Source organism: Streptomyces subrutilus, assembly GCF_001746425.1.
GTDB classification, from domain to species: domain Bacteria; phylum Actinomycetota; class Actinomycetes; order Streptomycetales; family Streptomycetaceae; genus Streptomyces; species Streptomyces subrutilus_A.
Map to the genome: position 1 here is coordinate 5,663,098 of NZ_MEHK01000001.1, position 21,558 is coordinate 5,684,655.

General features: G+C 74.7%; 18 protein-coding genes. 13 read left to right on the forward strand and 5 right to left on the reverse strand.

Translation table 11 applies throughout. The features are described 5' to 3' along the window. Positions 1-44: 44 nt before the first annotated feature. A complete protein-coding gene (gene argF / locus BGK67_RS26370) occupies positions 45-1,055 on the forward strand; it encodes an ornithine carbamoyltransferase (protein WP_069922400.1) in 1,011 nt (336 codons plus the stop codon). Positions 1,056-1,067: 12 nt separating this feature from the next. Here the strand turns inward: argF and BGK67_RS26375 are convergent, their stop codons facing one another. Then, positions 1,068-1,490: an ATP-binding protein gene (locus tag BGK67_RS26375; RefSeq protein ID WP_107488858.1), complete on the reverse strand. Its 423-nt coding sequence runs from the start codon at positions 1,488-1,490 to the stop codon at positions 1,068-1,070. A gap of 300 nt (positions 1,491-1,790) precedes the next feature. Here BGK67_RS26375 and BGK67_RS26380 point away from each other — a divergent pair, with 300 nt between their 5' ends. Together BGK67_RS26380 and BGK67_RS26385 are read left to right on the forward strand one after the other, a co-directional pair. Further along, positions 1,791-2,618, forward strand: a complete 828-nt coding sequence (locus BGK67_RS26380; RefSeq protein WP_069922401.1) for an enoyl-CoA hydratase family protein — start codon at positions 1,791-1,793, stop codon at positions 2,616-2,618. Positions 2,619-2,622: 4 nt separating this feature from the next. Next, entirely contained in the window at positions 2,623-4,872 is a 2,250-nt protein-coding gene (locus BGK67_RS26385) for a bifunctional salicylyl-CoA 5-hydroxylase/oxidoreductase (protein ID WP_069922402.1), read from the forward strand. 15 nt (positions 4,873-4,887) lie between these two features. Here the strand turns inward: BGK67_RS26385 and BGK67_RS26390 are convergent, their stop codons facing one another. From BGK67_RS26390 to BGK67_RS26400, 3 genes are all read right to left on the reverse strand, one after another. After that, the gene (locus tag BGK67_RS26390; RefSeq protein WP_069922403.1) at positions 4,888-5,727 is read right to left on the reverse strand and encodes a GNAT family N-acetyltransferase; all 840 of its coding nucleotides are present in this window, start codon (positions 5,725-5,727) and stop codon (positions 4,888-4,890) included. Positions 5,728-5,872: 145 nt separating this feature from the next. Beyond that, on the reverse strand, positions 5,873-6,682 hold the full coding sequence (locus BGK67_RS26395) for a PaaX family transcriptional regulator (protein WP_069922404.1): 810 nt from the start codon (positions 6,680-6,682) through the stop codon (positions 5,873-5,875). 4 nt (positions 6,683-6,686) lie between these two features. After that, on the reverse strand, positions 6,687-8,318 hold the full coding sequence (locus BGK67_RS26400; protein ID WP_069922405.1) for an AMP-binding protein: 1,632 nt from the start codon (positions 8,316-8,318) through the stop codon (positions 6,687-6,689). A 146-nt stretch (positions 8,319-8,464) separates the two neighbouring features. Here BGK67_RS26400 and BGK67_RS26405 point away from each other — a divergent pair, with 146 nt between their 5' ends. Beyond that, entirely contained in the window at positions 8,465-9,616 is a 1,152-nt protein-coding gene (locus tag BGK67_RS26405) for an acyl-CoA dehydrogenase family protein (RefSeq protein WP_069922406.1), read from the forward strand. Continuing rightward, positions 9,613-10,011 carry a RidA family protein gene (locus BGK67_RS26410; RefSeq protein WP_069922407.1) on the forward strand — a complete coding sequence of 133 codons (399 nt, stop codon included), beginning with the start codon at positions 9,613-9,615 and terminating at the stop codon, positions 10,009-10,011. The genes BGK67_RS26405 and BGK67_RS26410 overlap by 4 nt, the downstream gene beginning before the upstream one ends. A 200-nt stretch (positions 10,012-10,211) precedes the next feature. On the opposite strand, the gene BGK67_RS26415 is transcribed toward BGK67_RS26410, so the two are convergent. Next, entirely contained in the window at positions 10,212-11,582 is a 1,371-nt protein-coding gene (locus BGK67_RS26415; protein WP_069922408.1) for an aminopeptidase P family protein, read from the reverse strand. Between the two features lie 173 nt (positions 11,583-11,755). Between BGK67_RS26415 and BGK67_RS26420 the strand changes: the two genes are divergently transcribed. The 8 genes from BGK67_RS26420 to BGK67_RS26455 all read left to right on the forward strand — a co-directional run bounded on the left by BGK67_RS26420 (position 11,756) and on the right by BGK67_RS26455 (position 21,510). Next, positions 11,756-14,125 (forward strand): collagenase, encoded by a 2,370-nt coding sequence (locus BGK67_RS26420; protein WP_069922409.1) that lies wholly within the window; start codon positions 11,756-11,758, stop codon positions 14,123-14,125. Between the two features lie 69 nt (positions 14,126-14,194). Continuing rightward, positions 14,195-15,331 (forward strand): NAD(P)/FAD-dependent oxidoreductase, encoded by a 1,137-nt coding sequence (locus BGK67_RS26425; RefSeq protein ID WP_069922410.1) that lies wholly within the window; start codon positions 14,195-14,197, stop codon positions 15,329-15,331. Between the two features lie 326 nt (positions 15,332-15,657). After that, positions 15,658-15,972, forward strand: coding sequence for a (2Fe-2S)-binding protein (locus BGK67_RS26430; protein WP_069924121.1), 315 nt, complete (start codon positions 15,658-15,660; stop codon positions 15,970-15,972). Continuing rightward, entirely contained in the window at positions 15,953-17,497 is a 1,545-nt protein-coding gene (locus tag BGK67_RS26435) for an FAD-dependent oxidoreductase (protein WP_069922411.1), read from the forward strand. Before BGK67_RS26430 ends, BGK67_RS26435 begins: the two co-directional genes overlap by 20 nt. Positions 17,498-17,573: 76 nt before the next feature. Continuing rightward, complete coding sequence (locus BGK67_RS26440; RefSeq protein ID WP_069922412.1) at positions 17,574-18,512, forward strand: dihydrodipicolinate synthase family protein; 939 nt, start codon at positions 17,574-17,576, stop codon at positions 18,510-18,512. An 18-nt stretch (positions 18,513-18,530) separates the two neighbouring features. Then, entirely contained in the window at positions 18,531-19,535 is a 1,005-nt protein-coding gene (locus BGK67_RS26445) for a proline racemase family protein (RefSeq protein ID WP_069922413.1), read from the forward strand. Next, a complete protein-coding gene (locus BGK67_RS26450; RefSeq protein WP_069922414.1) occupies positions 19,532-20,551 on the forward strand; it encodes a proline racemase family protein in 1,020 nt (339 codons plus the stop codon). The genes BGK67_RS26445 and BGK67_RS26450 overlap by 4 nt, the downstream gene beginning before the upstream one ends. Continuing rightward, the gene (locus BGK67_RS26455; RefSeq protein ID WP_069922415.1) at positions 20,548-21,510 is read left to right on the forward strand and encodes an ornithine cyclodeaminase family protein; all 963 of its coding nucleotides are present in this window, start codon (positions 20,548-20,550) and stop codon (positions 21,508-21,510) included. The genes BGK67_RS26450 and BGK67_RS26455 overlap by 4 nt, the downstream gene beginning before the upstream one ends. Positions 21,511-21,558: the final 48 nt, after the last annotated feature.

Sequence of the window (21,558 nt, forward strand, 5' to 3'; positions counted from 1 at the left end):
TAGACTTCCAATACCCCCTGTCACCGTGACGCTGGAGCGACCCCATGGCCACCGACCTCGCCGGCCGCAGTTTTCTCAAGGAGCTCGACTTCACCGCCGCCGAGTTCCGCGGCCTCGTCGAGCTCGCCGCCGAACTCAAGGCCGCCAAGAAGGCCGGCACCGAGCGGCCCCTGCTCCAGGGCCGCAACATCGCGCTGATCTTCGAGAAGACCTCGACGCGCACCCGCTGCGCCTTCGAGGTCGCCGCGGCCGACCAGGGTGCCCGTACGACCTACCTGGACCCCTCCGGCTCGCAGATGGGCCACAAGGAGTCGGTCAAGGACACCGCCCGGGTGCTGGGCCGCATGTTCGACGGGATCGAGTACCGGGGCGACAGCCAGGACACGGTCGAGGAGCTCGCGGCCCACGCCGGGGTCCCCGTCTTCAACGGCCTCACCGACGACTGGCACCCCACCCAGATGCTGGCCGACGTCCTGACCATGACCGAGCACTGCACCAAGCCGCTGGAGCGGATCTCCTTCGCCTACCTCGGCGACGCCCGCTTCAACATGGGCAACTCCTACCTCGTCACCGGCGCACTGCTGGGCATGGACGTACGGATCGTCGCGCCGAAGGCCTACTGGCCGGCCGAGCCCGTGGTGGCCGCGGCGCGCGAGCTCGCGGCGCGCAGCGGCGCCCGGATCACCCTGACCGAGGAGGTCGCCGAGGGCGCGGCCCAGGCCGACTTCGTCGTCACGGACATCTGGGTGTCGATGGGCGAGCCCGAAGAGGTCTGGGACGAGCGGATCGCGGCGCTGTCCCCGTACGCGGTGACCATGGACGTGCTGCGGGCCACCGGCAACCCCGACGTGAAGTTCATGCACTGCCTGCCGGCCTTCCACGACCTGGGCACCAAGGTGTCCCGGGAGATCCACGAGCGGCACGGCCTGGAATGCCTGGAGGTGACGGACGAGGTGTTCGAGTCCGCGCACTCCGTGGTCTTCGACGAGGCCGAGAACCGGCTGCACACCATCAAGGCCGTGCTCGTCGCCACGCTCGCCAAGCCCGGCGCATAGGCATACGCGCGGTCACCCGTGCCGCGGCAGGCGCGCGGGCAGGGTGAACCACACCGCCTTGCCGTGCGGGGTGGGCCGGTGCCCGCAGGCCGAGCTCAGGGTGCGGATCAGCAGCAGTCCGCGGCCGTGCTCCTGCCAGGGGTCGGGGTGGGTGACGTCCGGCCGCGCCGTCAGATCGCCCGGCGGCTGCGGGTCGCCGTCGTGGACCTCCACCTGGCAGCCGCTCTCCAGCAGCTCCACGACCAGCTCGATCGGGATGCCGGGGCGGGTGTGCTCGACGGCGTTGGCGACCAGTTCGGCGGTCAGCAGTTCCGCGGTGTCACTGTCCGCCGGCGCGTCGACCTCGGCCAGCGCGGTGCGGACCAGGGCGCGGGCGAGGGGGACGGCGGCCGTCGTGTGGGGCAGGCAGATGCGCCAGGCGGAGGCGTCGGGCACGGCAGGTCCCTCCGTTCCGTAGGGGCGCAGGGGGCGGCAGGGGTCGGCGGGGGCGGGCGGCAGGGGGTCGGCGGGAGGTGAGGCAGCGGCAGATCCTGCTTTCCACCATACGAACCCGAAATCCGGACCTGTAGGGCACCCCGTCCGCACCGCAGGGGACCGCGGTGCCCGGCCGGACGGACCTTCGGCACGTGTGGCGCGACGCCGTACCGCCGCAGTGACGCGGCGGGCGGACCACCGACCGCACCACGTGTCGCGTTTCTGTGACGGCAGTCACGGGCTGGTGATACCTTCGGTCGTGTGAGCCCCTTCACCGGTTCCACAGAAGCGACCGAACGGTGGCGCCACCTGCGGGTGACCCGGCAGGACGGCGTGGCCACCGTCACCCTCGACCGCCCCGACAAACTCAACGCGCTGACCTTCGGCGCCTACGCCGACCTGCGCGACCTGCTCGCCGAGCTGTCCCGTGAACGCTCCGTGCGCGCCCTCGTCCTCGGCGGCGAGGGGCGCGGCTTCTGCTCCGGCGGCGACGTGGACGAGATCATCGGCGCCACCCTCGCCATGGACACCGCGCAGCTCCTCGACTTCAACCGGATGACCGGCCAGGTCGTGCGCGCCCTGCGCGAATGCCCCTTCCCGGTGATCGCCGCCGTGCACGGGGTGGCCGCCGGCGCCGGCGCCGTCCTCGCGCTCGCCGCCGACTTCCGCATCGCCGACCCCACCGCCCGCTTCGCGTTCCTCTTCACCCGCGTCGGCCTGTCCGGCGGGGACATGGGCGCCGCCTACCTGCTGCCCCGCGTCGTCGGCCTCGGCCACGCCACCCGGCTGCTCATGCTCGGAGAGCCCGTACGGGCCCCCGAGGCCGAACGCATCGGCCTGCTCAGCGAACTCACCGAGGAGGGCAAGGCCCACGTACGGGCCGCCGAACTCGCCGCGCACCTCGCCGCCGGGCCCGCCCTCGCCTACGCGCAGACCAAGGCGCTGCTCACCTCCGAGCTCGACATGCCGCTCGCCGCGTCCGTGGAGCTGGACGCCAGCACCCAGGCCCTGCTCATGACCGGCCAGGACTACGCCGAGTTCCACGCGGCCTTCACGGGCAAGCGCCCGCCGGAGTGGAAGGGCAGGTAGCCACATGTCCGCGGACGCCATGCGGGTCGCCGTCGTCGGCGGGGGACCGGGCGGGCTGTACGCCGCCGCACTCCTGGCCCGCCAGGGCCACACCGTCGAGGTCTGGGAACGGAACGCACCCGACGACACCTTCGGCTTCGGCGTGGTCCTCTCCGACGAGACCCTCGGCGGGATCGAACAGGCCGACTCCCCGGTGTACGCGGCCCTGAGCGCGGAGTTCGTGCGCTGGGACGACGTGGACATCGTGCACCGCGGACGGCTGCTGACCTCCGGCGGCCACGGTTTCGCGGCCCTCGGACGGCGACGGCTGCTGGAGATCCTGCACGAGCGCTGCGCCGGCCTCGGCGTCCGGCTCCGCTTCCGCGCCGAGGCCCCCGACGCCTTCGCCCTGGCCGCCTCCCACGACCTGGTGGTCGCGGCGGACGGGGTGCACAGCGCCACCCGCGAGGCCGGAGCCGGCCACTTCGCGCCGACCGTGACCGGCGGGCGCTGCCGCTACGTGTGGCTCGCCGCCGACTTCGCCTTCGACGCCTTCCGCTTCGAGATCGCCGAGACCGAACACGGCGTCATGCAGCTGCACGCCTACCCCTACGCGGCCGACGCCTCCACCGTCATCGTCGAGATGCACGAGGACGTCTGGCGGGCGGCGGGCTTCGACCTGTGCGACGAGGCCGAGTCCGCGGCCCGCTGCGCCAAGATCTTCGGCGAGGCCCTGCGCGGACGGCCCCTGCACGGCAACCGCTCCACCTGGACGCGGTTCCGCACCGTCGTCAACGAGCGGTGGTCCCACGGCAACGTGGTCCTGCTCGGCGACGCCGCCCACACCGCCCACTTCTCCATCGGATCCGGCACCAAACTGGCCGTGGAGGACGCCCTCGCCCTCGCCGAGGCGGTCCGCCGCGAGCCGGACGTGCCGGCCGCGCTCGCCGCGTACGAGGCGGCCCGGCGGCCCGCCGTCGCCAGCACCCAGCGGGCCGCGGCCGCCAGCATGCGCTGGTTCGAGGAGATCGCCGGATACACCGGCCAGCCCGCCCGGCAGTTCGCCTTCAACCTGCTCACGCGCAGCCGCCGGGTCACCCACGACAACCTGCGCCTGCGCGACGAACGGTTCACCCGGTCCGTGGAACGGGACTTCGGCTGCCCGGACGAAGCGACCCCGCCCATGTTCACCCCCTTCACCCTGCGCGGCCTGACCCTGCGCAACCGGGTCGTCGTCTCACCCATGGACATGTACTGCGCCCGGGACGGGATGCCCGGCGACTTCCACCTGGTCCACCTCGGCGCCCGGGCGCTCGGCGGCGCGGGCCTGGTCATGACGGAGATGGTGTGCGTCAGCGCCGAGGGCCGCATCACCCCCGGCTGCACCGGCCTCTACACCCAGGAGCAGGCCGCCGCCTGGCAGCGGATCACCGACTTCGTCCACACCTCGGCCCCCGGCACCGCGCTCGGCGTCCAGCTCGGCCACTCCGGCCGCAAGGGCTCCACCCGCCTGATGTGGGAGGGCATGGACGACCCCCTCCCCGAGGGCAACTGGCCCCTGGTGGCCGCCTCCGCCCTGCCCTACCGGCCCGGCGTCTCCGCGGTCCCGCGCGCCCTCACCCGCGCGGACATGGCCGCGATCCGATCCGAGTTCGCGGCCGCCGCGGTCCGCGCCGCCGACTGCGGCTTCGACCTGCTGGAACTGCACTGCGCCCACGGCTACCTGCTCTCCGGGTTCCTCTCACCGCTGACCAACCACCGCACCGACGGCTACGGCGGCACCCTGGAGAACCGGCTGCGTTTCCCGCTGGAGGTCTTCGACGCGGTCCGCGCCGTATGGCCCGAGGACCGGCCGATGACGGTCCGCCTCTCGGCCACCGACTGGGCACCCGGAGGCACCTCGCCCGAGGAGGCGGTCCGGATCGCGGCCGCGTTCGCCGCCCGCGGCGCGGACGCCATCGACGTCTCCACCGGCCAGGTCGTCGCGGACGAGGCCCCGGAGTACGGGCGCTCGTACCAGACCCCGTACGCCGACCGGATCCGCAACGCGCTGGGCGTCCCCGTCATCGCCGTCGGCGCGATCTCCTCCTGGGACGACGTGAACTCCCTGCTCCTGGCCGGGCGCGCGGACCTGTGCGCCGTCGGCCGGCCCCACCTCTACGACCCCCACTGGACCCTGCACGCCGCCGCCGACCAGTCCTACGACGGCCCGGCCGCGCCCTGGCCGCGGCCCTACCGGGCCGGCAGCCGCAAACCGCCGACGGGCCGCGGCTGAGACCGCTCCACCGCCTCAGGCCGGGACGATCTCGGCACGGTCCTCGACCGGGGTGTAACCCAGGCGCAGGTAGATGCCGTTGCTGGTCGGGTTGGCCAGGTCCGTGAAGAGCAGGACCTCCGAGGCGCCCGCCGCGTACGCCGCTTCGCTCGCCGCGTGCGTCACGCCGGCGGCGTAGCCGCGGCCGCGCTGCTCCGGCGGGGTGTAGACCGGGCCGACGCGGCAGGCCGAACCGATCGGGCGGGAGAAGGACGCCAGCGACACGGCTTCCCCGTCGTGCTCCCACAGCAGGAAGCCGCCGTAGGAGATCCGGTCGCGCAGCGCGGCCTCGGAGGCGGGCGCCGGCAGTCCCAGCTCCTCGTCGAAGGCCGTGATCCACTCCCGCAGCAGCGGCAGGTCCTCCCCGGTGGCACGCCGGGCCCGCCCGGCCGGCGCGGGATCCGGGGCGAGCAGGTCGCCCAGCCGGTAGAGGCGGGTCTCCTCGGCCACGCGGGTGGGGCGCCCCCACGCCAGGGCCAGGGTTTCGGCGTCCGGGCGGCGGGCGTTGAAGCCGTGCAGACCGGCGAGCAGCGGCTCGGCGGCGAGTGCCTCCGCCAGCGCCCGGACGGCCTCCGCGGGCACGGCGCCGAGCTGGAGCGGATAGGGCGGGGTGCACAGCACCCCTGCGGACACGGCGCCGTCGGGCCCGGTCCACCACCCGAAGACGGGATCGGCCGGGCCGAAGGCATGGGGTCCGCGCCGTTCCAGCGCGTCCGCCACGGTCAGCAGGAGGGTGTTGGAAACGGGCTGCGCGGCCACGGCCGGGCCCGCCGCGGCCAGATAGGCGGCGAGGTCTGAGGTGAAGGTCCAAGTCATGGCACATCCTGGCGCGGCGCCGCACCGCCGCGCACCCGCATTTCCCGCAGGCCCGCCGGCCGTCGCGGGCCCGCCGGCCGCGGCGCACCCGCGGCTCAGGCCGCCCGGCCCGGCGGTGGAGGGCCGCACGCCGCCGTCCGGCCGGCTACGGCTGCGCGAACCGCGCGCCCGCGTCCCGCAGCCGGGTGTGCAGCTCGGCGAAGACGGCCGCCGCGCGGTCGCCCGGCCAGTCCGCCGGGAGCAGTTCGCGCGGCAGGCCCGGGTCGGCGTACGGCAGGCGGCGCCAGCTGTCCAGGGCGAGCAGATAGCCGCGGTAGGCCTCCTCCGGGGTCGGGGCGGGGCCCGACTGGAGGGCGCGCAGGGCGGGTTCGTGCAGGTCGAGGAACTCTTCGTGCTGTTTGGCCAGGGCCGTCAGGTCCCACCAGCGGGCCACGGCCTCGGCGGTCGGGGCGAAGCCGAGGTGGGCGCCCCGGAAGAGTTCCACGTACGGGGTCAGGTGCAGCCGCTCCAGCGTGTGCTCGGTCTCCCCGAACAGCCGGGCCGGGGCGATCCACACCCCCGGCGCGACCGAACCGAAGCCGAGCCGGGCCAGCCGGGAGCGCAGCAGGTGCCGCTTGTGTCGCTCCTGCTCCGGGACTGAGAACACGGCCACCAGCCACTCGCCGGACCCGCCCGCCCCGTCGTCGCGGCCCCCGTAGATCCGCCGGTCGCCGTCGTCCAGCAGCTGCCGCGCCTCCGCGGACAGCTCGTACGCCGCCGAACCGTCCGCCGCCCGCGCGGGCAGCAGGAAGCCGCGCCGCTTCAGCCGGGACACCGACGAGCGGACCGACGGGGCGTCCACGCCGGCCGCGCCCAGCAGGCGCACCAGGGCGGACACCGGGACCGGGCCCTCGAAGGCCCGTCCGTAGGCGCCGTAGAACGTGACGATCAAAGACCGCGGACTGTGCTCCACCACGGCTTCACTCTAGATCCCGCAGCCTGAACCTTTGCAGCTTCCCCGTGGCGGTCCGGGGGAGGGCGGGCAGGAAGACGAAGGAGCGCGGGCACTTGTGGGGGGCCAGTTCCTTCCGCATGAAGGTGCGCAGGTCCTCCTCCGTGAGGACCACGCCGTCCCGTACGACGGTGTACGCCACGACCACCTGCCCGCGTCGCTCGTCCGGGCGGCCCACCACCGCGGCCTCGACCACGTCCGGGTGGCGCAGCAGGGCCTCCTCCACCTCCGGGCCAGCGATGTTGTACCCGGCCGAGATGATCATGTCGTCGGCGCGGGCGACGTAGCGGAAGTAGCCCTCCGGATCGCGTACGTAGGTGTCGCCGGTCAGGTTCCAGCCGTCCCGCACGTACTCCCCCTGCCGCGGATCGGCCAGGTAGCGGCATCCGACCGGGCCGCGCACGGCCAGCAGGCCCGGCTCGTTGTCGGCGACCGGGCGGCCGGCGGGGTCCACCACCCGGGCCTGCCAGCCCGGGACCACCCGGCCCGTGGTGCCGGGCCGGATGTCCCCGTCGGCGGCCGAGATGAAGATGTGCAGCAGCTCCGTGGCCCCGATCCCGTTGATGATCCGCAGGCCGGTGCGCTCGTACCAGGCCTGCCAGGTCGCGGCGGGCAGGTTCTCCCCGGCCGAGACGCAGCGGCGCAGCGCGGAGAGGTCGTACATGCCCACGTCGTAGGGGCCCAGCGCGTCCAGCATCGTCCGGTAGGCGGTGGGCGCCGTGAACAGCACCGTCACCCGGTGCTCGGCGAGCGCGGGCAGCAGGTGGCGCGGCGCCGCCTCCTCCAGCAGCAGCGCGCAGGCCCCGGCCCGCAGCGGGAAGACGACCAGCCCGCCCAGGCCGAAGGTGAACCCGAGGGGCGGGCTGCCCGCGAACACGTCGTCGGGGCGGGGGCGCAGCACCGTGCGGGAGAAGGTGTCGGCGATGGACAGCAGGTCCCGGTGGAAATGCATGCACCCCTTGGGCCGTCCGGTGGTCCCGGAGGTGAAGGCGATCAGGGCGACGTCGTCGGCGGAGGTCTCCACGGCGGGGAACGGCCGGCCCGCGTGCCCTTCGGCGAGGTGCAGCAGATCGTCCGGAGCCTCGCCCCCGTAGCCGGTGATCCGCAGCCCCGGCACCTCCGCCTTGACCAGGTCGTCCAAGGCGCCCACGTGGCACAGGGCGTGCCGCACCCGGGCCATCGCGCACACCGTGGCCAGTTCCTGGGCGCGCTGCTGCGGCAGGACGGTGACCGCCACCGCCCCCGCCTTGACCACCGCGAGCCAGCAGGCGGCGAGCCAGGGGCCGGTGGGCCCGCGCAGCAGCACCCGGTTGCCCGGGACGACCCCCAGGTCGGCCGTGAGCACATGGGCGAGCCGGTCCACGCGCTCGCGCAGCCCGCCGTACGACCACACCTCGCCCGCGGCGCTGCGGACGGCCGGCCGGGCCGCGCCCTCGGCCCCGAACCGGGCGATGGTGGCGTCGAGCAGCTCGGCGGCGCAGTTCAGGCGGTCCGGATAGGCCAGTTCGGGCAGTTCGAAGAGGAGCTCCGGCCAGGTGTCCGGGGGTGGCAGGTGATCGCGCGCAAAGGTGTCGGCGTGAGCGGAAGGCTTGAGATCCAAGGCGGGTTCGCCCCCTTGCGAAGGTCCCGGATGGGGTGGAGCCGGCCGTGCGGTCTCCCCCGGCTGCCGCTGGGAGGTACCCCCGAAGCAGCGTATCGTGATGGTGACGGCAGTCAACAGGACGCGATAGAAGCGGGGGTGTTCGGATGAACGGATTCGCGCTCGGGGCGGACCAGGAGGCGTGGTGCGGGCAGTTGCGCGCACAGGCGGCCGACCGGCTGCGGCCGCTGGCCGAGAAGGGGGAGCCGGGCCGGGTCAACCGCCCGCTGCTCGCGGCGCTGGGGGAGCTGGGCCTGCTGGAGCGGGTGTTCGCCTCGGGCGCGCTGGAACTGTGCCTGCTGCGGGAGTCGCTTGCCTACGGCTGCACCGAGGCCGAGACGGCGCTCGCCCTCCAGGGCCTGGGCGCGTATCCGGTGCTGCGGTCGGGCAGTGCGGCGCAGCGCGAGCGCTGGCTGCCCGAGGTGCGCGCCGGGCGGGCGGTGGCGGCCTTCGCGCTGAGCGAGCCGGGGGCGGGGTCGGACGCGGCGGCGCTGGAGCTGGCCGCGGCCCCTGACACCGGCCCCGGTTCGGGCAGCGGTTCCGGTGGCGGCTGGCGGCTCAGCGGGGAGAAGTGCTGGATCTCCAACGCCCCGGAGGCGGACTTCTACACGGTGTTCGCCCGGACGGGGGAGGGTCCGGGGGCCAAGGGGGTGTCGGCCTTCCTGGTCCCGGCGGACCGGCCCGGGCTCACCGGCGAGCCGCTCGACATGCTGTCCCCGCACCCCATCGGCTCGCTGGCCTTTGACGGCGTCCCGGTCGGCCGGGAGGACCTGCTCGGTGAGCCCGGCCAGGGCTTCCGCGTCGCGATGGACACGCTGAACCTGTTCCGGCCGAGCGTCGGGGCGTTCGCGGTGGGCATGGCCCGGGCCGCGCTCGACGCGACGCTCGCGTACACGGCGGACCGGGCCGCGTTCGGCGGCCGGCTGAGCGACCTGCAGGCGGTGGCCCACCGGGTGGCCGAGATGGCCACCCGCACGGAGGCGGCCCGGCTGCTGGTGTACGCGGCGGCCGGCGCCTACGACGGGGGCTCGCCGGACGTTCCGCGGCGTGCGGCGATGGCGAAGCTCCTGGCCACGGAGACCGCCCAGTACGTGGTGGACCACGCGGTCCAGCTGCACGGGGCGGTCGCCCTGCGGCGGGGGCACCTGCTGGAGCACCTCTACCGGGAGGTGCGGGCGCCGAGGATCTACGAGGGGGCGAGCGAGGTGCAGCGCACGATCATCGCGAAGGAGCTCTACCGGGGGGCGGTCGCGCGATGAGCCTCGAGCGGATCAACCCGCCGGAGCTGTCCCCGGCGACGGGCTTCTCCCACGCGGTGGCGGCGACCGGTTCCCGGCTGGTGTTCCTGGCCGGGCAGACGGCGCTCGACGCGGCGGGGAAGGTGGTGGGGGAGACCCTGCCGGAGCAGTTCGAGCGGGCCCTGTCCAACCTGCTGACGGCCCTCGCGAAGTCCGGCGGAGCCCCCGCGGACCTGGCCCGGGTCACCGTCTACGCGGTGGACGTGGCGGCCTACCGGGACTGCGCGGGGGAACTCGGCCTGATCTGGCGGAGGTTGGCGGGCCGGGACTATCCGGCGATGGCCGTCATCGGCGTGGTCCGCCTCTGGGACGACCAGGCCCTCCTCGAACTCGACGGCGTCGCGGTCCTGCCGTAGCCGGCGGGCGCCGGGCCCGGCTGGCCGCCAGGACACCCCGGCCCTCAGGCCGGGCCCGGCCTGGCCGCCGGGACACCCCCTGGCCCTGACGCCCGGCCCTCGCCGGCCATGGACCGCCGGACCAGGGGAGCCCGGCACGATCAGGCCGATCGGCGACAGCGGCCACCGCCCCGGTGAGCGGCTCGATCCGAGAGGGACGGCTACCCCTCCAGGAGCCCGCCCATCCACTCCTCGATCCCCGCCACCGTGCGCGGCAGGGCCCCCGACATCAGGCGCGCCCCGTCCGCCGTGACGACCAGGTCGTCCTCGATGCGCACGCCGATGCCGCGCAGCTCCGCCGGCAGGGTCTCGTCGTCCGGCTGGAGGTACAGGCCCGGTTCCACCGTGAGGACCTGGCCCTCCTCCAGGACCCCTCCCAGGTAGGTCTCCGCCCGCGCCTTCGCGCAGTCGTGGACGTCCAGGCCCAGCATGTGCCCGCTGCTGCACAGCGTGTACCGCCGGTGCAGGTCGCCGCGTGCGTCCTTCAGGACGCCCCACTCCGCCAGGCCCTCCGCGATCACCCGCATCCCGGCCCGGTGGAAGTCCCCGAAGCTCGCCCCGGGGCGCAGGGCGGCGATGCCCGCCTCCTGGGCGGCCAGGACCAGTTCGTACACCTGCCGCTGGACCGGGGTGAAGCGGCCCGACAGCGGGAGGGTGCGGGTGATGTCCGCCGTGTACAGGGTGTCCGTCTCCACGCCCGCGTCCAGCAGCAGCAGTTCGTCGCCGTTCAGCCGGCCGTCGTTGCGGATCCAGTGCAGCGTGCACGCGTGCGCGCCCGCCGCCGCGATCGTCTCGTACCCGGTGCCGTTGCCCTCCGCCCGGGCGCGCAGGTTGAACACCCCCTCGATCCACCGCTCCCCGCGCGGGTGGGCCAGGGCGCGCGGCAGTGCCCGTACGACGTCTTCGAAGCCCGCCGCGGTGTGGTCGACCGCCAGCTGGAGCTGTTCCACCTCCCACGCGTCCTTGACCAGGCGCAGTTCCGAGAGCGCGGCGGCCAGTTCGGGGTCGGTGGTCGCGTCGCGGCCGGCCTGGGTGCCCAGCAGGTCCAGGTGGGCGCAGCGGATGCCGGTGAGGCGTTCCGCCTCCGCCAGGTCGGGGCGGCGGCCCACCCAGAACTCCCCGTACCGGCGGTCGCGGAAGAACTCCTCGTTCCCGTCCGCACGCGGCGAGCGCGGCCGCAGGTACAGCACGGCCTCGTGGGCGTGCGGTCCGCAGGGCTCCAGCACCAGGACGTGGCCCGCCTGGTCCTCGCCCGTCAGGCCCGTGAGCCAGGCGTACGCGCTGTGCGGGCGGAAGCGGTAGTCGCAGTCGTTGGAGCGGACCTTCAGCCCGCCGGCCGGGATGACCAGCCGCTCGCCGGGAAACCGGGCGGAGAGGCGCGCCCGGCGGGCCGGGGTGACGGCGTGGCCGGGGACGCGGTCGGAGCCGGGCAGCGGGGAGGCGGCCCAGCCCTCCGCCATGAAACGGGACAACTCCGGGGATACCGGCAGGTCGTGGCTGCCGGTGTGGAGGCGGGGCGGAGTGTCGGTCACGGGGGCTCCCTCAAGAAGGTGCGAACTGGTGGTCGCACAGGTCTTGTCAGTGCAATTTCACATTACTATGTTACAGCTCACACCGCGGCACGTTAATCCCCGTCAAACGCCGTGTGACGCAGGGCCGTTCACCGCACCACCCCCCACTCCAGCCTCTCCCACCAGGAGTTCCGGTGTCCAAGCACAGAGCCGTGCGCTCGTCCCTCCTCGCCTCCGCCGTCGCTGTGACGCTCCTCGCCTCCGCCGGGCAGGCCACCACGCAGGCCGCCGAGGCCCCCGTCCCGGCCGCCTTCGCCGGCGCCCCGGCCGCCGCCCCGGCACCCGCGCCGAACCCCTTCGACGAGGTCGACCACCTCGCCAACGCCAACGACGCGACCCCCGCCCCCGCCCCGGCCCCGGGCGGGCAGGCCATCACCGGGCAGGTCCCCGGCGCGGCCACGGCCGCCGCCGCGCCCGCCGAACGCACCGAGAAGAGCCGCAAGGCGGCCGCCCAGGCCCCCACCGCGCGCAGCGTCGCGGCGGGCGTCCCCTGCACCCTCGACGGGATCACCGGCCTCGGCCCGGAGCAGTTCGCCGACTTCCTCGCCGACCCCGCCGTCCTCGCCGACGGCTGTCTGCGCGGCCTCATCTGGACCTGGGACGCCCGGCTCACCCCGGTGATGTCCGATGCGCACGTCCAGGCCGTCTCGCGCCGCATATCCAGCCTGGCCGCCGCCCACGACGGCCGTAACTCCTCACACCTGGAGGAGATGTTCACCTACCTGCACGCGGTCGCCTACCACGACTACTCCCGCTCCGAGATCGACGTCACCGACGCGCCGACCGTGGCCGCCATGCGCCAGGCCATCGCCGACTACGGCAACGCCGCCCGCAGCTTCGACGTGACCGCCTCCAACGCCCGCACCCTGCGCGAAGCCCTGTACGCGGGCAGCGCCCCGGGCCTGCGCCAGCACCAGCTCGGCCTCATCACCAAGGTCCTGGCCACCATGGACCCGGCCCACCCCGCCACCCACCTCGACGCCGGGTGGGCGGGCGCCGCCCTCGCCGCCCTCTCCGTCAACTACCTCGGCGTCTACCCGGGCAACCAGGACGACGCCTTCCACGCCGCCGTGGCGGCCGACGCCTCCTACCGCGCCGCCTTCAAGGCCTTCGCGGGCTACACCCACCTCAAGGGCACGCGCAACGCCTGGGTGGCGCGTGACGCCCTCAGCGAGTACGGCCGGTTCGGCCAGGTCGAGGGACTGCGGGGGCAGGTCGTCGCCGACCTCGGCGCGATGCTGGAGCCGGTGAAGGCCTCGCTCGGCACCGAGCCGTGGGCCAAGGTCGTCTCCTGGCTCAACTTCTACGAGGCGTGCAAGCAGTACGGGGTGTGCAAGGAGGACATCGAGAAGCAGATCTTCCCGAACACCTTCGTCTACGACAACGGCGCCATCAAGGTCCGCACCGGCCTCGACCGGGCCACCGTCGACCAGCTCTACTACGCGAGCAAGCAGGTCAAGACACAGTTCCACCGCGTGCTGGGCACCGACCAACCGCTGGCCGGCGACCCCAACACCACGCTGAACATCGTGCTGTACGGCTCCCGCGCCGACTACGAGAACTACCACCCCATCCTGACGGGCTACGACACCAACAACGGCGGCATCTACATCGAGAACGGCGCCACCTTCTACACCTACCAGCGCCGCGTCCCGCAGGACTCCTCCCTCACCCTCGAGGAGCTCTTCCGCCACGAGTACACCCACTACCTCAACGGCCGCTTCGCCGTTCCCGGCTTCTTCGGCGAGGGCCCCTGGTACGAGGGCGACCGTACGACCGCGATGGACGAGGGCACGGCCGAGTTCTTCGACGGCGCCACCCGCGACAACGGCATCGCCGTCCGCAAGTCCCTGGTCAAGAGCATCATCAACGACACCGCGAACGGCGGTCCGCGGATGACCGTCGAGCAGCTGCTGAACGCCACCTACGAGGGCGACGGCTTCCGCTTCTACAGCTACGCCGGCACCTTCTTCGAGTTCCTGTGGACCGAGAAGCCCTCGCTGCTGCGCGAGATGTACACCCACCTGCGCGCCAACGACGTGGCGGCGTACGACCAGTGGCGCCACCGGCTGGGCGCCGACACCTACCTCCAGCGCGACTACGACCGCTTCCTGAACGCGCAGATCGCCAAGGTCGACCAGCTCTTCGTGCCGAACACCACCTTCACCCCCAACGACCAGCTGCGCGACGCGGCGCTGGCCTCGGTGAAGTCCTCCTTCGCCGCGGCCACGTACAACACCCCGGACTGCGTGGAGAACGGCGACCCCGGCAAGCGCCGCTTCACCTGCACCGGGCGGATCACCGCGAACCTGAAGAACTGGCGCAGCGACGACCAGAACTTCAAGGACATGTCCGAGACGGTCGACTACTTCATCCTCGACCGGGCCGGCGCGGCCTCCAACAACCTGGCCGACATGAACTGCTCCTTCGGCCCGGTGGAGATCTGGTCGAACAAGGTGGCGGGGAGCGCGAGTTACAGCTGTGAGGGTCCCCTGCGCAGCTGATCCGTACCGGGCCGGCCCCCTCGCGGGGCCGGTCTGGGCAGCCGATAAAGAATGTGACATATTACTGCCGTGCTCAAGAGACACTCCCTGGACGCCGTCATCATCGGCGCCGGCGTCGTCGGGGCGGCGTGCGCGTACTACGCGGCCCGCGCCGGACTCTCCGTGGCCGTGGTCGACCGCGGCCCGGTCGCGGGCGGCACGACGGGCGCCGGCGAAGGCAACCTGCTCGTCTCCGACAAGGAGGCGGGCCCCGAGCTCGACCTGGCCCTGCTGTCCGCCGGACTCTGGCGCGAGCTCGCGGCCGTCCTCCCCCAGGAGATCGAGTACGAGGCCAAGGGCGGCCTCGTCGTCGCCCCGGACCAGGCTTCGCTCCAGGCCCTGCGGACCTTCGCCGAAGCCCAGCGCAAAGCCGGGGTCGAGTCGGCCGAGGCGGGCCCCGACGACCTGCGCGGCCTGGAACCCCATCTGGCACCCGGCCTCGCGGGCGGCTTCCTCTACCCGCAGGACGCCCAGGTGCAGCCCGCACAGGCCGCGGCCCGGCTGCTGGCCGCGTCGGGCGCCGAGGTCCACCTCGGGGAGGAGGTGACGGGCTTCGTGCGCTCGGGGGAGACGGTGTGCGGGGTCCGCACCGCGCGCCGCGAACTCCTGGCCCCCGCCGTGGTGAACGCGGCGGGCACCTGGGCCGGAGCGGTCGCGGAGCTCGCGGGCGTGAACCTGCCGGTCCTGCCGCGCCGCGGCTTCGTCCTGGTGACCGAGCCGCTGCCGAGAGTGGTGCGGCACAAGGTCTACGCCGCCGACTACATCGCGGACGTCGCCAGCGGCTCCGCCGCCCTGCAGTCCTCGGCGGTCGTCGAGGGCACGCCGGCGGGCCCGGTCCTGATCGGGGCAACCCGCGAACGGGTCGGCTTCGACCGCCGCCTGTCCACCGAGGCGCTGCGCCGCCTCGCCGCCCAGGCGGCGGCGCTGTTCCCCGTCCTGGCGGACGTGCGGGTCCTGCGCACCTACCACGGCTTCCGCCCGTACCTGCCGGACCACCTCCCGGCGATCGGGCGGGACCCGCGGCGGCCCGGCCTGCTGCACGCCTGCGGCCACGAGGGCGCGGGCATCGGCCTGGCCCCGGCGACCGGCCTGCTCATCGCGGCGTCCCTGACGGAAGCCGAACCCCCGCTCCCCTCCTCCCCGTTCCGCCCGGAGCGCTTCGGATGAAGCCCCCCACGCCCCCGCTGCACGAAGCCCCCGGTTTGTGTCCGGGGCGGTGTGCCGCCGGGGCGGGGGCGGGGTGGGGTGTTGTCCGGGACGTAGAACGTGATTTGTTGGCGCGGCAGCGGCAGCGGCAGCGGCCGCCGCCGACGCAGCCCCGCCCAAGGCGCCATAAGTCATGAGTCCCGGACGACACCCCGCCCCGGCCCCGACCCCGGCCCCGCCGGAGCCCCCGCCCAGGGGCCCCGGCGCAGCCGGTGACAACGCCCCCCGCCGAGCCCCCGGCCCGGGACACCACACCCACCGCCACCCCCACCCCCGAGGAGGACCCCCTGATGCGCACCCCCCGCTCCCTGGTCGGCGGTGCCCCTTCGGCCGAGTACACCATCGGCTTCGACGGCCGTGAGCTCCCCGCGCAGGCGGGGCAGTCCGTCGCCGCCGTGCTGTGGGCCGCCGGGATCCTCGCCTGGCGCACCACCCGCGAGGGCGGCGCCCCGCGCGGCGCCTTCTGCGGCATCGGCAGCTGCTACGACTGCCTCGTCACGGTCAACGGCCGCCCGAACCAACGCGCCTGCCTCGTCCCCGCCCGCGAGGGCGACACCGTCACCACCCAGGAGGGAACCGGCCATGCCGACCTCGCCGTCTGAGCCCGCCGGGCCCGCGCCGGCGGACCTCGCGATCGTCGGGGCCGGCCCCGCCGGCCTGGCCGCCGCCGTCACGGCCGCCGGTCTCGGCCTGCGCGTGACCGTCCTCGACACGGGGGAGCGGCCCGGCGGGCAGTTCTACCGCCAGCCCGCGCCGGGCCTCGGCGCCGCCCGCCCCCAGGCCCTGCACCACGCCTGGCCCGAGTTCGCCACGCGCGAGGCCGCCCTGCGCGCCCACGAGTCGGCCGGCCGCATCACCTACCTCCCGCTCCACCACGTGTGGACGGTGGTCCCGGGCCCGGACGCGAGCCAGGACGCGGACGGAGAGGCGGCCACCCACGCAGCCCCAGAAGCACACGCACAGACAGCCGCCCCCCGCACCTGGACCCTGCACGCCATCCGCGGCGACGAGGCCCAGACGACCGTCCACGCCGCTGCCGTGCTCCTCGCCACCGGGGCCTACGAGCGCCAACTGCCGTTCCCCGGCTGGACCCTGCCCGGGGTCGTCGGGGCCGGCGGGGCGCAGGCCATGCTCAAGGGCGGGCTCGTCCTGCCCGGCAGGCGCGTGGTGGTCGCCGGGAGCGGACCGCTGCTGCTCGCCGTGGCCGGGTCGCTCGCCGCCGCCGGAGCCGCGGTGCCCGCCGTCGTCGAGGCCGCCGCGTACACCGCGTACGCCGCCCGGACCCCGGTCCTGCTGCGCAACCCCGGCAAGCTCGCCGAGGCCGCGGCCTACGGCGCCGCCCTGGCCCGGCACCGCGTCCGCCTGCTCACCCGGCACGCCGTCACCGAGGCCCACGGCACCGCCCGCGTCGAGGCCGTCACCATCGCCCGGCTCGACCGCGACTGGCGCCCGCTGCCCGGCACCGCCCGCCGCATCCCGTGCGACGCCCTCGCCGTGGGCCACGGCCTGGTGCCCCAGCTGGAACTCGGCACCGGCCTCGGCTGCGCCACCCGCCGCAGCCCCGACGGAACGGTCGCCCTGGACCTGGACGCCGAACAGCGGACCTCCGTGCCCGGCGTCTGGTCGGCGGGGGAGACCGGCGGCATCGGCGGCGCCCAACTGGCCCTGGTGGAGGGCGAACTGGCGGCCCACTCCATCGCGGCCGCCCTGCGCGGGACCCCGGCCGCGGCGCCCGGCGGCCCAGCCGTCCGGCACGGTGCCCGGCCCGGCGGCCGCCTCCCCCGCCTCGTCCGCACCCGCGCGCGGCTGCGCGCCTTCGCCGACGCGATGGCCGCCGCCCACCGCCCGGGCCCCGGCTGGACCGGCTGGCTCCGGGACGACGCCGTCGCCTGCCGCTGCGAGGAGGTGCCGGCCGGCACGATCCGTGAGGCCGCCGCCGAACTCGGCGCGCGGGACGCCCGTACGGTCAAACTCCTCACCCGCGCGGGCATGGGCTGGTGCCAGGGCCGGATGTGCGGCCCGGCCGTGGCCGCCCTCGCCGGCGAGGCCCCGGCCCCCGACCGCAGGCCCCTGTCCTGCCCGGTCCCGCTGCGCCGGCTCGCCGAACTTCCCCCGGACGCGCACTGATCGGACCGTCCCCGGCCCTTGTGGCCGCCTCACACCCGCTAGTAAAATGTCACACACCACACTAGGGAGTCCTCTCATGACCGACGCGCCCACCCCCGCGCCCCGCACCACCTCCGGCCCCGACACCCGCACCCGCCCCTGGCACGGCATCATGGTCGCCACCACCCTCCCGCTGCGCGAGGACCTCAGCGTCGACTACGACGCCTACGCCGAACACGTGGCCTGGCTGATCGCCAGCGGCTGCGACGGCGTGGTCCCCAACGGCTCCCTCGGCGAGTACCAGACCCTCACCGACGAGGAGCGGGCCCGAGTCGTCCGTACCGCCGTGGAGGCCGCCGGCGACGGCGCCCGCGTCATGCCCGGCGTCGCCGCCTACGGCAGCGCCGAAGCCCGCCGCTGGGCCGAGCAGGCCGCCGAGGCCGGCGCCGGCTCCGTACTCCTGCTGCCGCCCAACGCCTTCCGGGCCGACGAGCAGGCCGTGCGCGCCCACTACGCCGAGGCCGCCCGCGCCGGGCTGCCCGTCGTCGCGTACAACAACCCGTACGACACCAAGGTGGACCTGGTCCCCGCCCTGCTGGCCCGCCTGCACGCCGACGGATCCATCGTCGCCGTCAAGGAGTTCAGCGGGGACGTGCGCCGCGCCTACGAGATCGCCGAACTCGCCCCCGGCCTCGACCTGCTCATCGGCGCCGACGACGTCCTGCTCGAACTCGCCCTGGCCGGCGCCGTCGGCTGGATCGCCGGCTACCCCAACGCCCTCCCGCGGGCCTGCGCCACCCTCTACCGGGCCGCCGTCGCCGGCGACCTCGACACCGCCCTGCCGCTCTACAAGTCCCTGCACTCGCTGCTGCGCTGGGACTCCAAGACCGAGTTCGTGCAGGCCATCAAGGTCTCCATGGACCTGGCGGGCCGCCCCGGCGGAGCCACCCGCCCGCCGCGCTTCCCGCTCACCGGCGACACCGAGGCCGCCGTTCGCGCCGCCACCGAGAAGGCCCTGGCCGAGGGCCTCAACTAAGCAGATCGGGGAGTACCCATGCGCACGCGACACGTGTACCACGCGGTGGACTCGCACACCGAGGGCATGCCGACCCGCGTCATCACCGGCGGAGTCGGGGTGATCCCCGGCGCCACCATGGCCGAGAAGCGGCTCCACTTCATCGAGCACATGGACCACATCCGCACCCTGCTCATGTACGAGCCGCGCGGGCACTCCGCGATGAGCGGCGCCATCCTCCAGCCCCCCACCCGCCCCGACGCCGACTTCGGCGTGCTCTACATCGAGGTGTCGGGCCTGCTGCCCATGTGCGGGCACGGCACCATCGGGGTCGCCACCGTCCTGGTCGAGACCGGAATGGTGCCCGTCGTCGAACCGGTCACCACCGTCCGGCTCGACACCCCGGCGGGACTGGTGGGCGTCGACGTCCGCGTGGAGGACGGCGCGGCCACCGCCGTCACCCTCACCAACGTCCCGTCCTTCTGCGTCGGCCTCGACCTGAAGGCCGAGGTCCCCGGCTTCGGCACGGTCACCTACGACCTCGCCTACGGAGGCAACTTCTACGCCTTCGTCGAACTCGACGACCTCGGCCTGCCCTTCGACCGCGCCCGCAAGGACGACCTGATCGCGGCCGGCCTCGCGATCATGGACGCGGTCAACGCGGGCCCGGACCGCCCCGTCCACCCCGAGGACCCCTCCATCGCCGGGGTCAAGCACGTCTACCTCGCCGCCCCCGGCTCCGACGCCCGCCGCTCCCGGCACGCCATGGCCATCCACCCCGGCTGGTTCGACCGCTCGCCGTGCGGTACGGGCACCAGCGCGCGCATGGCCCAGCTGCACGCCCGAGGCCTCCTGGAGCTCGGCGCGGACTTCGCCAACGAGTCCTTCATCGGCAGCGAGTTCACCGGCCGGCTCGTCGGCGAGACCACCGTCGGCGGACACCCCGCCGTGGTGCCGACCGTCACCGGGCGGGCGTGGATCACGGGCACCGCCCAGTACTTCCTCGACCCGGCCGACCCCTTCCCCGGAGGCTTCCTCTTGTGACCACCGTCCGCACCACGGACTACCACACCGCCGGCGAGCCCTTCCGGATCGTCGACGCCGCCGCCCCGGGGATCCCGCCCGTCCCCGGCGACACCGTCGCCGAGCGCTGCGCCACCGCCATCGGCCCGGGAGGCTCCGCGACCGCTCCGCGCCGCAGCGCCCTGGACGACGTACGGCGGATGCTCGTCCAGGAGCCGCGCGGCCACGCCGGGATGTACGGGGGCTTCGTCGTCCCGCCCGACGACGACGGGGCCCACTTCGGGGTGCTGTTCTGGCACAAGGACGGCTTCTCCACCGCCTGCGGCCACGGCACCATGGCCCTCGGGGTCTGGGCCGTGGAGACCGGCCGGGTCGCGGCCCCGGATGACGGGGACGCCCAGGTGCGCGTCGACGTGCCGTCGGGGCGGGTCACCGCCACCGTGCACCGGGACGGCGGCCGCACCACCGGCGTCACCTTCCGCAACGTCCCGGCCCGGGTGAGCGCCCGCAAGGTGCCGGTGGCGACCACCCTCGGGATGGCGGAGGTGGACATCGCGCACGCCGGGGCCTGTTACGCCTCGGTCGCCGCCCGCGACCTCGGCCTCGACGTCTCCCGGGCCGCGCTGCCCGCCCTGGTGCGGGCCGGGCAGGAGATCCGGGCCGCGCTGGCCACCCACCCGGCCACCTGGCACCCCGGCGGCCCGCTGCTGTCGGGGGTGTACGGGGTGATCCTGCACGAGGAACTCCCCGACACGCCCTTCGGGCCGCATCAGCGCAACGTCACCGTCTTCGCCGACGGGCAGACCGACCGCTCGCCCTGCGGCTCCGGCACCTCGGCGCGGCTCGCGCTGCTCGCGGAGGACGGGCGGCTCGGACCCGGCGAGGACCTGCTGCACGAGTCGGTGACGGGCACGGTGTTCACCGGGCGGATGCTCCCCGGCGGAGTCACCGAGGTCACCGGCACCGCATACCGCACCGGCGAACACGCCTTCACGGTGGACCCGTACGACCCCCTCGGGACGGGGTTCCTGCTGTGAGCGGGCCCGGGCTCCCGCAGTTCAGCGCCGCCGACCTGGCGGGGCTCCTGACCCCGGCGGCCGCCGCCGACGCCCTGGCCGACGCCCTGCGCGGCGGCCTCGACCCGGAGAGCTGCCCCCGGCGCACGGCGCTCGCCGTACCCGGCGGGGGCGAACTGCTGCTGATGCCCGCCGCGTCCGGCTCGTACGCCGGGGTGAAGATCGCCGGGGTCCAGCCGGGCAACCCGGCCCGCGGACTGCCCCGGATCACCGGGTCCTACCTGCTGCTGGACGGCCCCACCCTGCGCCCGCTCGCCCTGCTCGACGGGGCGGCCCTCACCGCCCTGCGGACGCCCGCGGTCTCCGCCCTGGCGCTGCGCCACCTGCTTGCGGCCGGGCGGCCGCCGGCGCGGCTGGTGCTCTTCGGTGCGGGGCCGCAGGCGTACGGGCACCTGGAAGCGGTCCTCGCGGTGCGGGAGCCGGCGGAGGTGGTGGTCGTCGCCCGGCGGCCGGAGGCCGCGCGGGAACTCGCCGCGTACGCCCGCACCCTGGGCCCGGCCGCCCGTACCGGCACCGCGGGGGACGTGGCCGGCGCCGATCTGGTCATCTGCTGCACCACCGCCCGCGAGCCCCTCTTCGACGGGCGGCTGGTGGGCCCCGGGGCCACGGTCGTCGCCGTCGGTTCGCACGAGCCGGGGGCCCGGGAGACGGACACCGCCCTCGTGCGACGCGCGGCGGTGTACGTGGAGTCGCGGGCGGCCGCCCTGCGCGAGGCGGGGGACCTGCTCGTACCGGAGGCGGAGGGCGCGATCGGGCCCGGCCACATCACGGGCACCCTCGCCGACCTCGTCACGGGCCGGATGCCGACGGGCGGGGCGCCGGGTTGTCCACAGCTCTTCAAGAGTGTGGGCATGGCCTGGGAGGATCTTGCCGTGGCGGCCGCGCTGTTCGAGGCCGCCGGGGCGAGCAGAGAAACGTGACATTGTACGCTGTTCCTCTGCCCGTCGGGTGTCGGGCGTCTCGGAGGA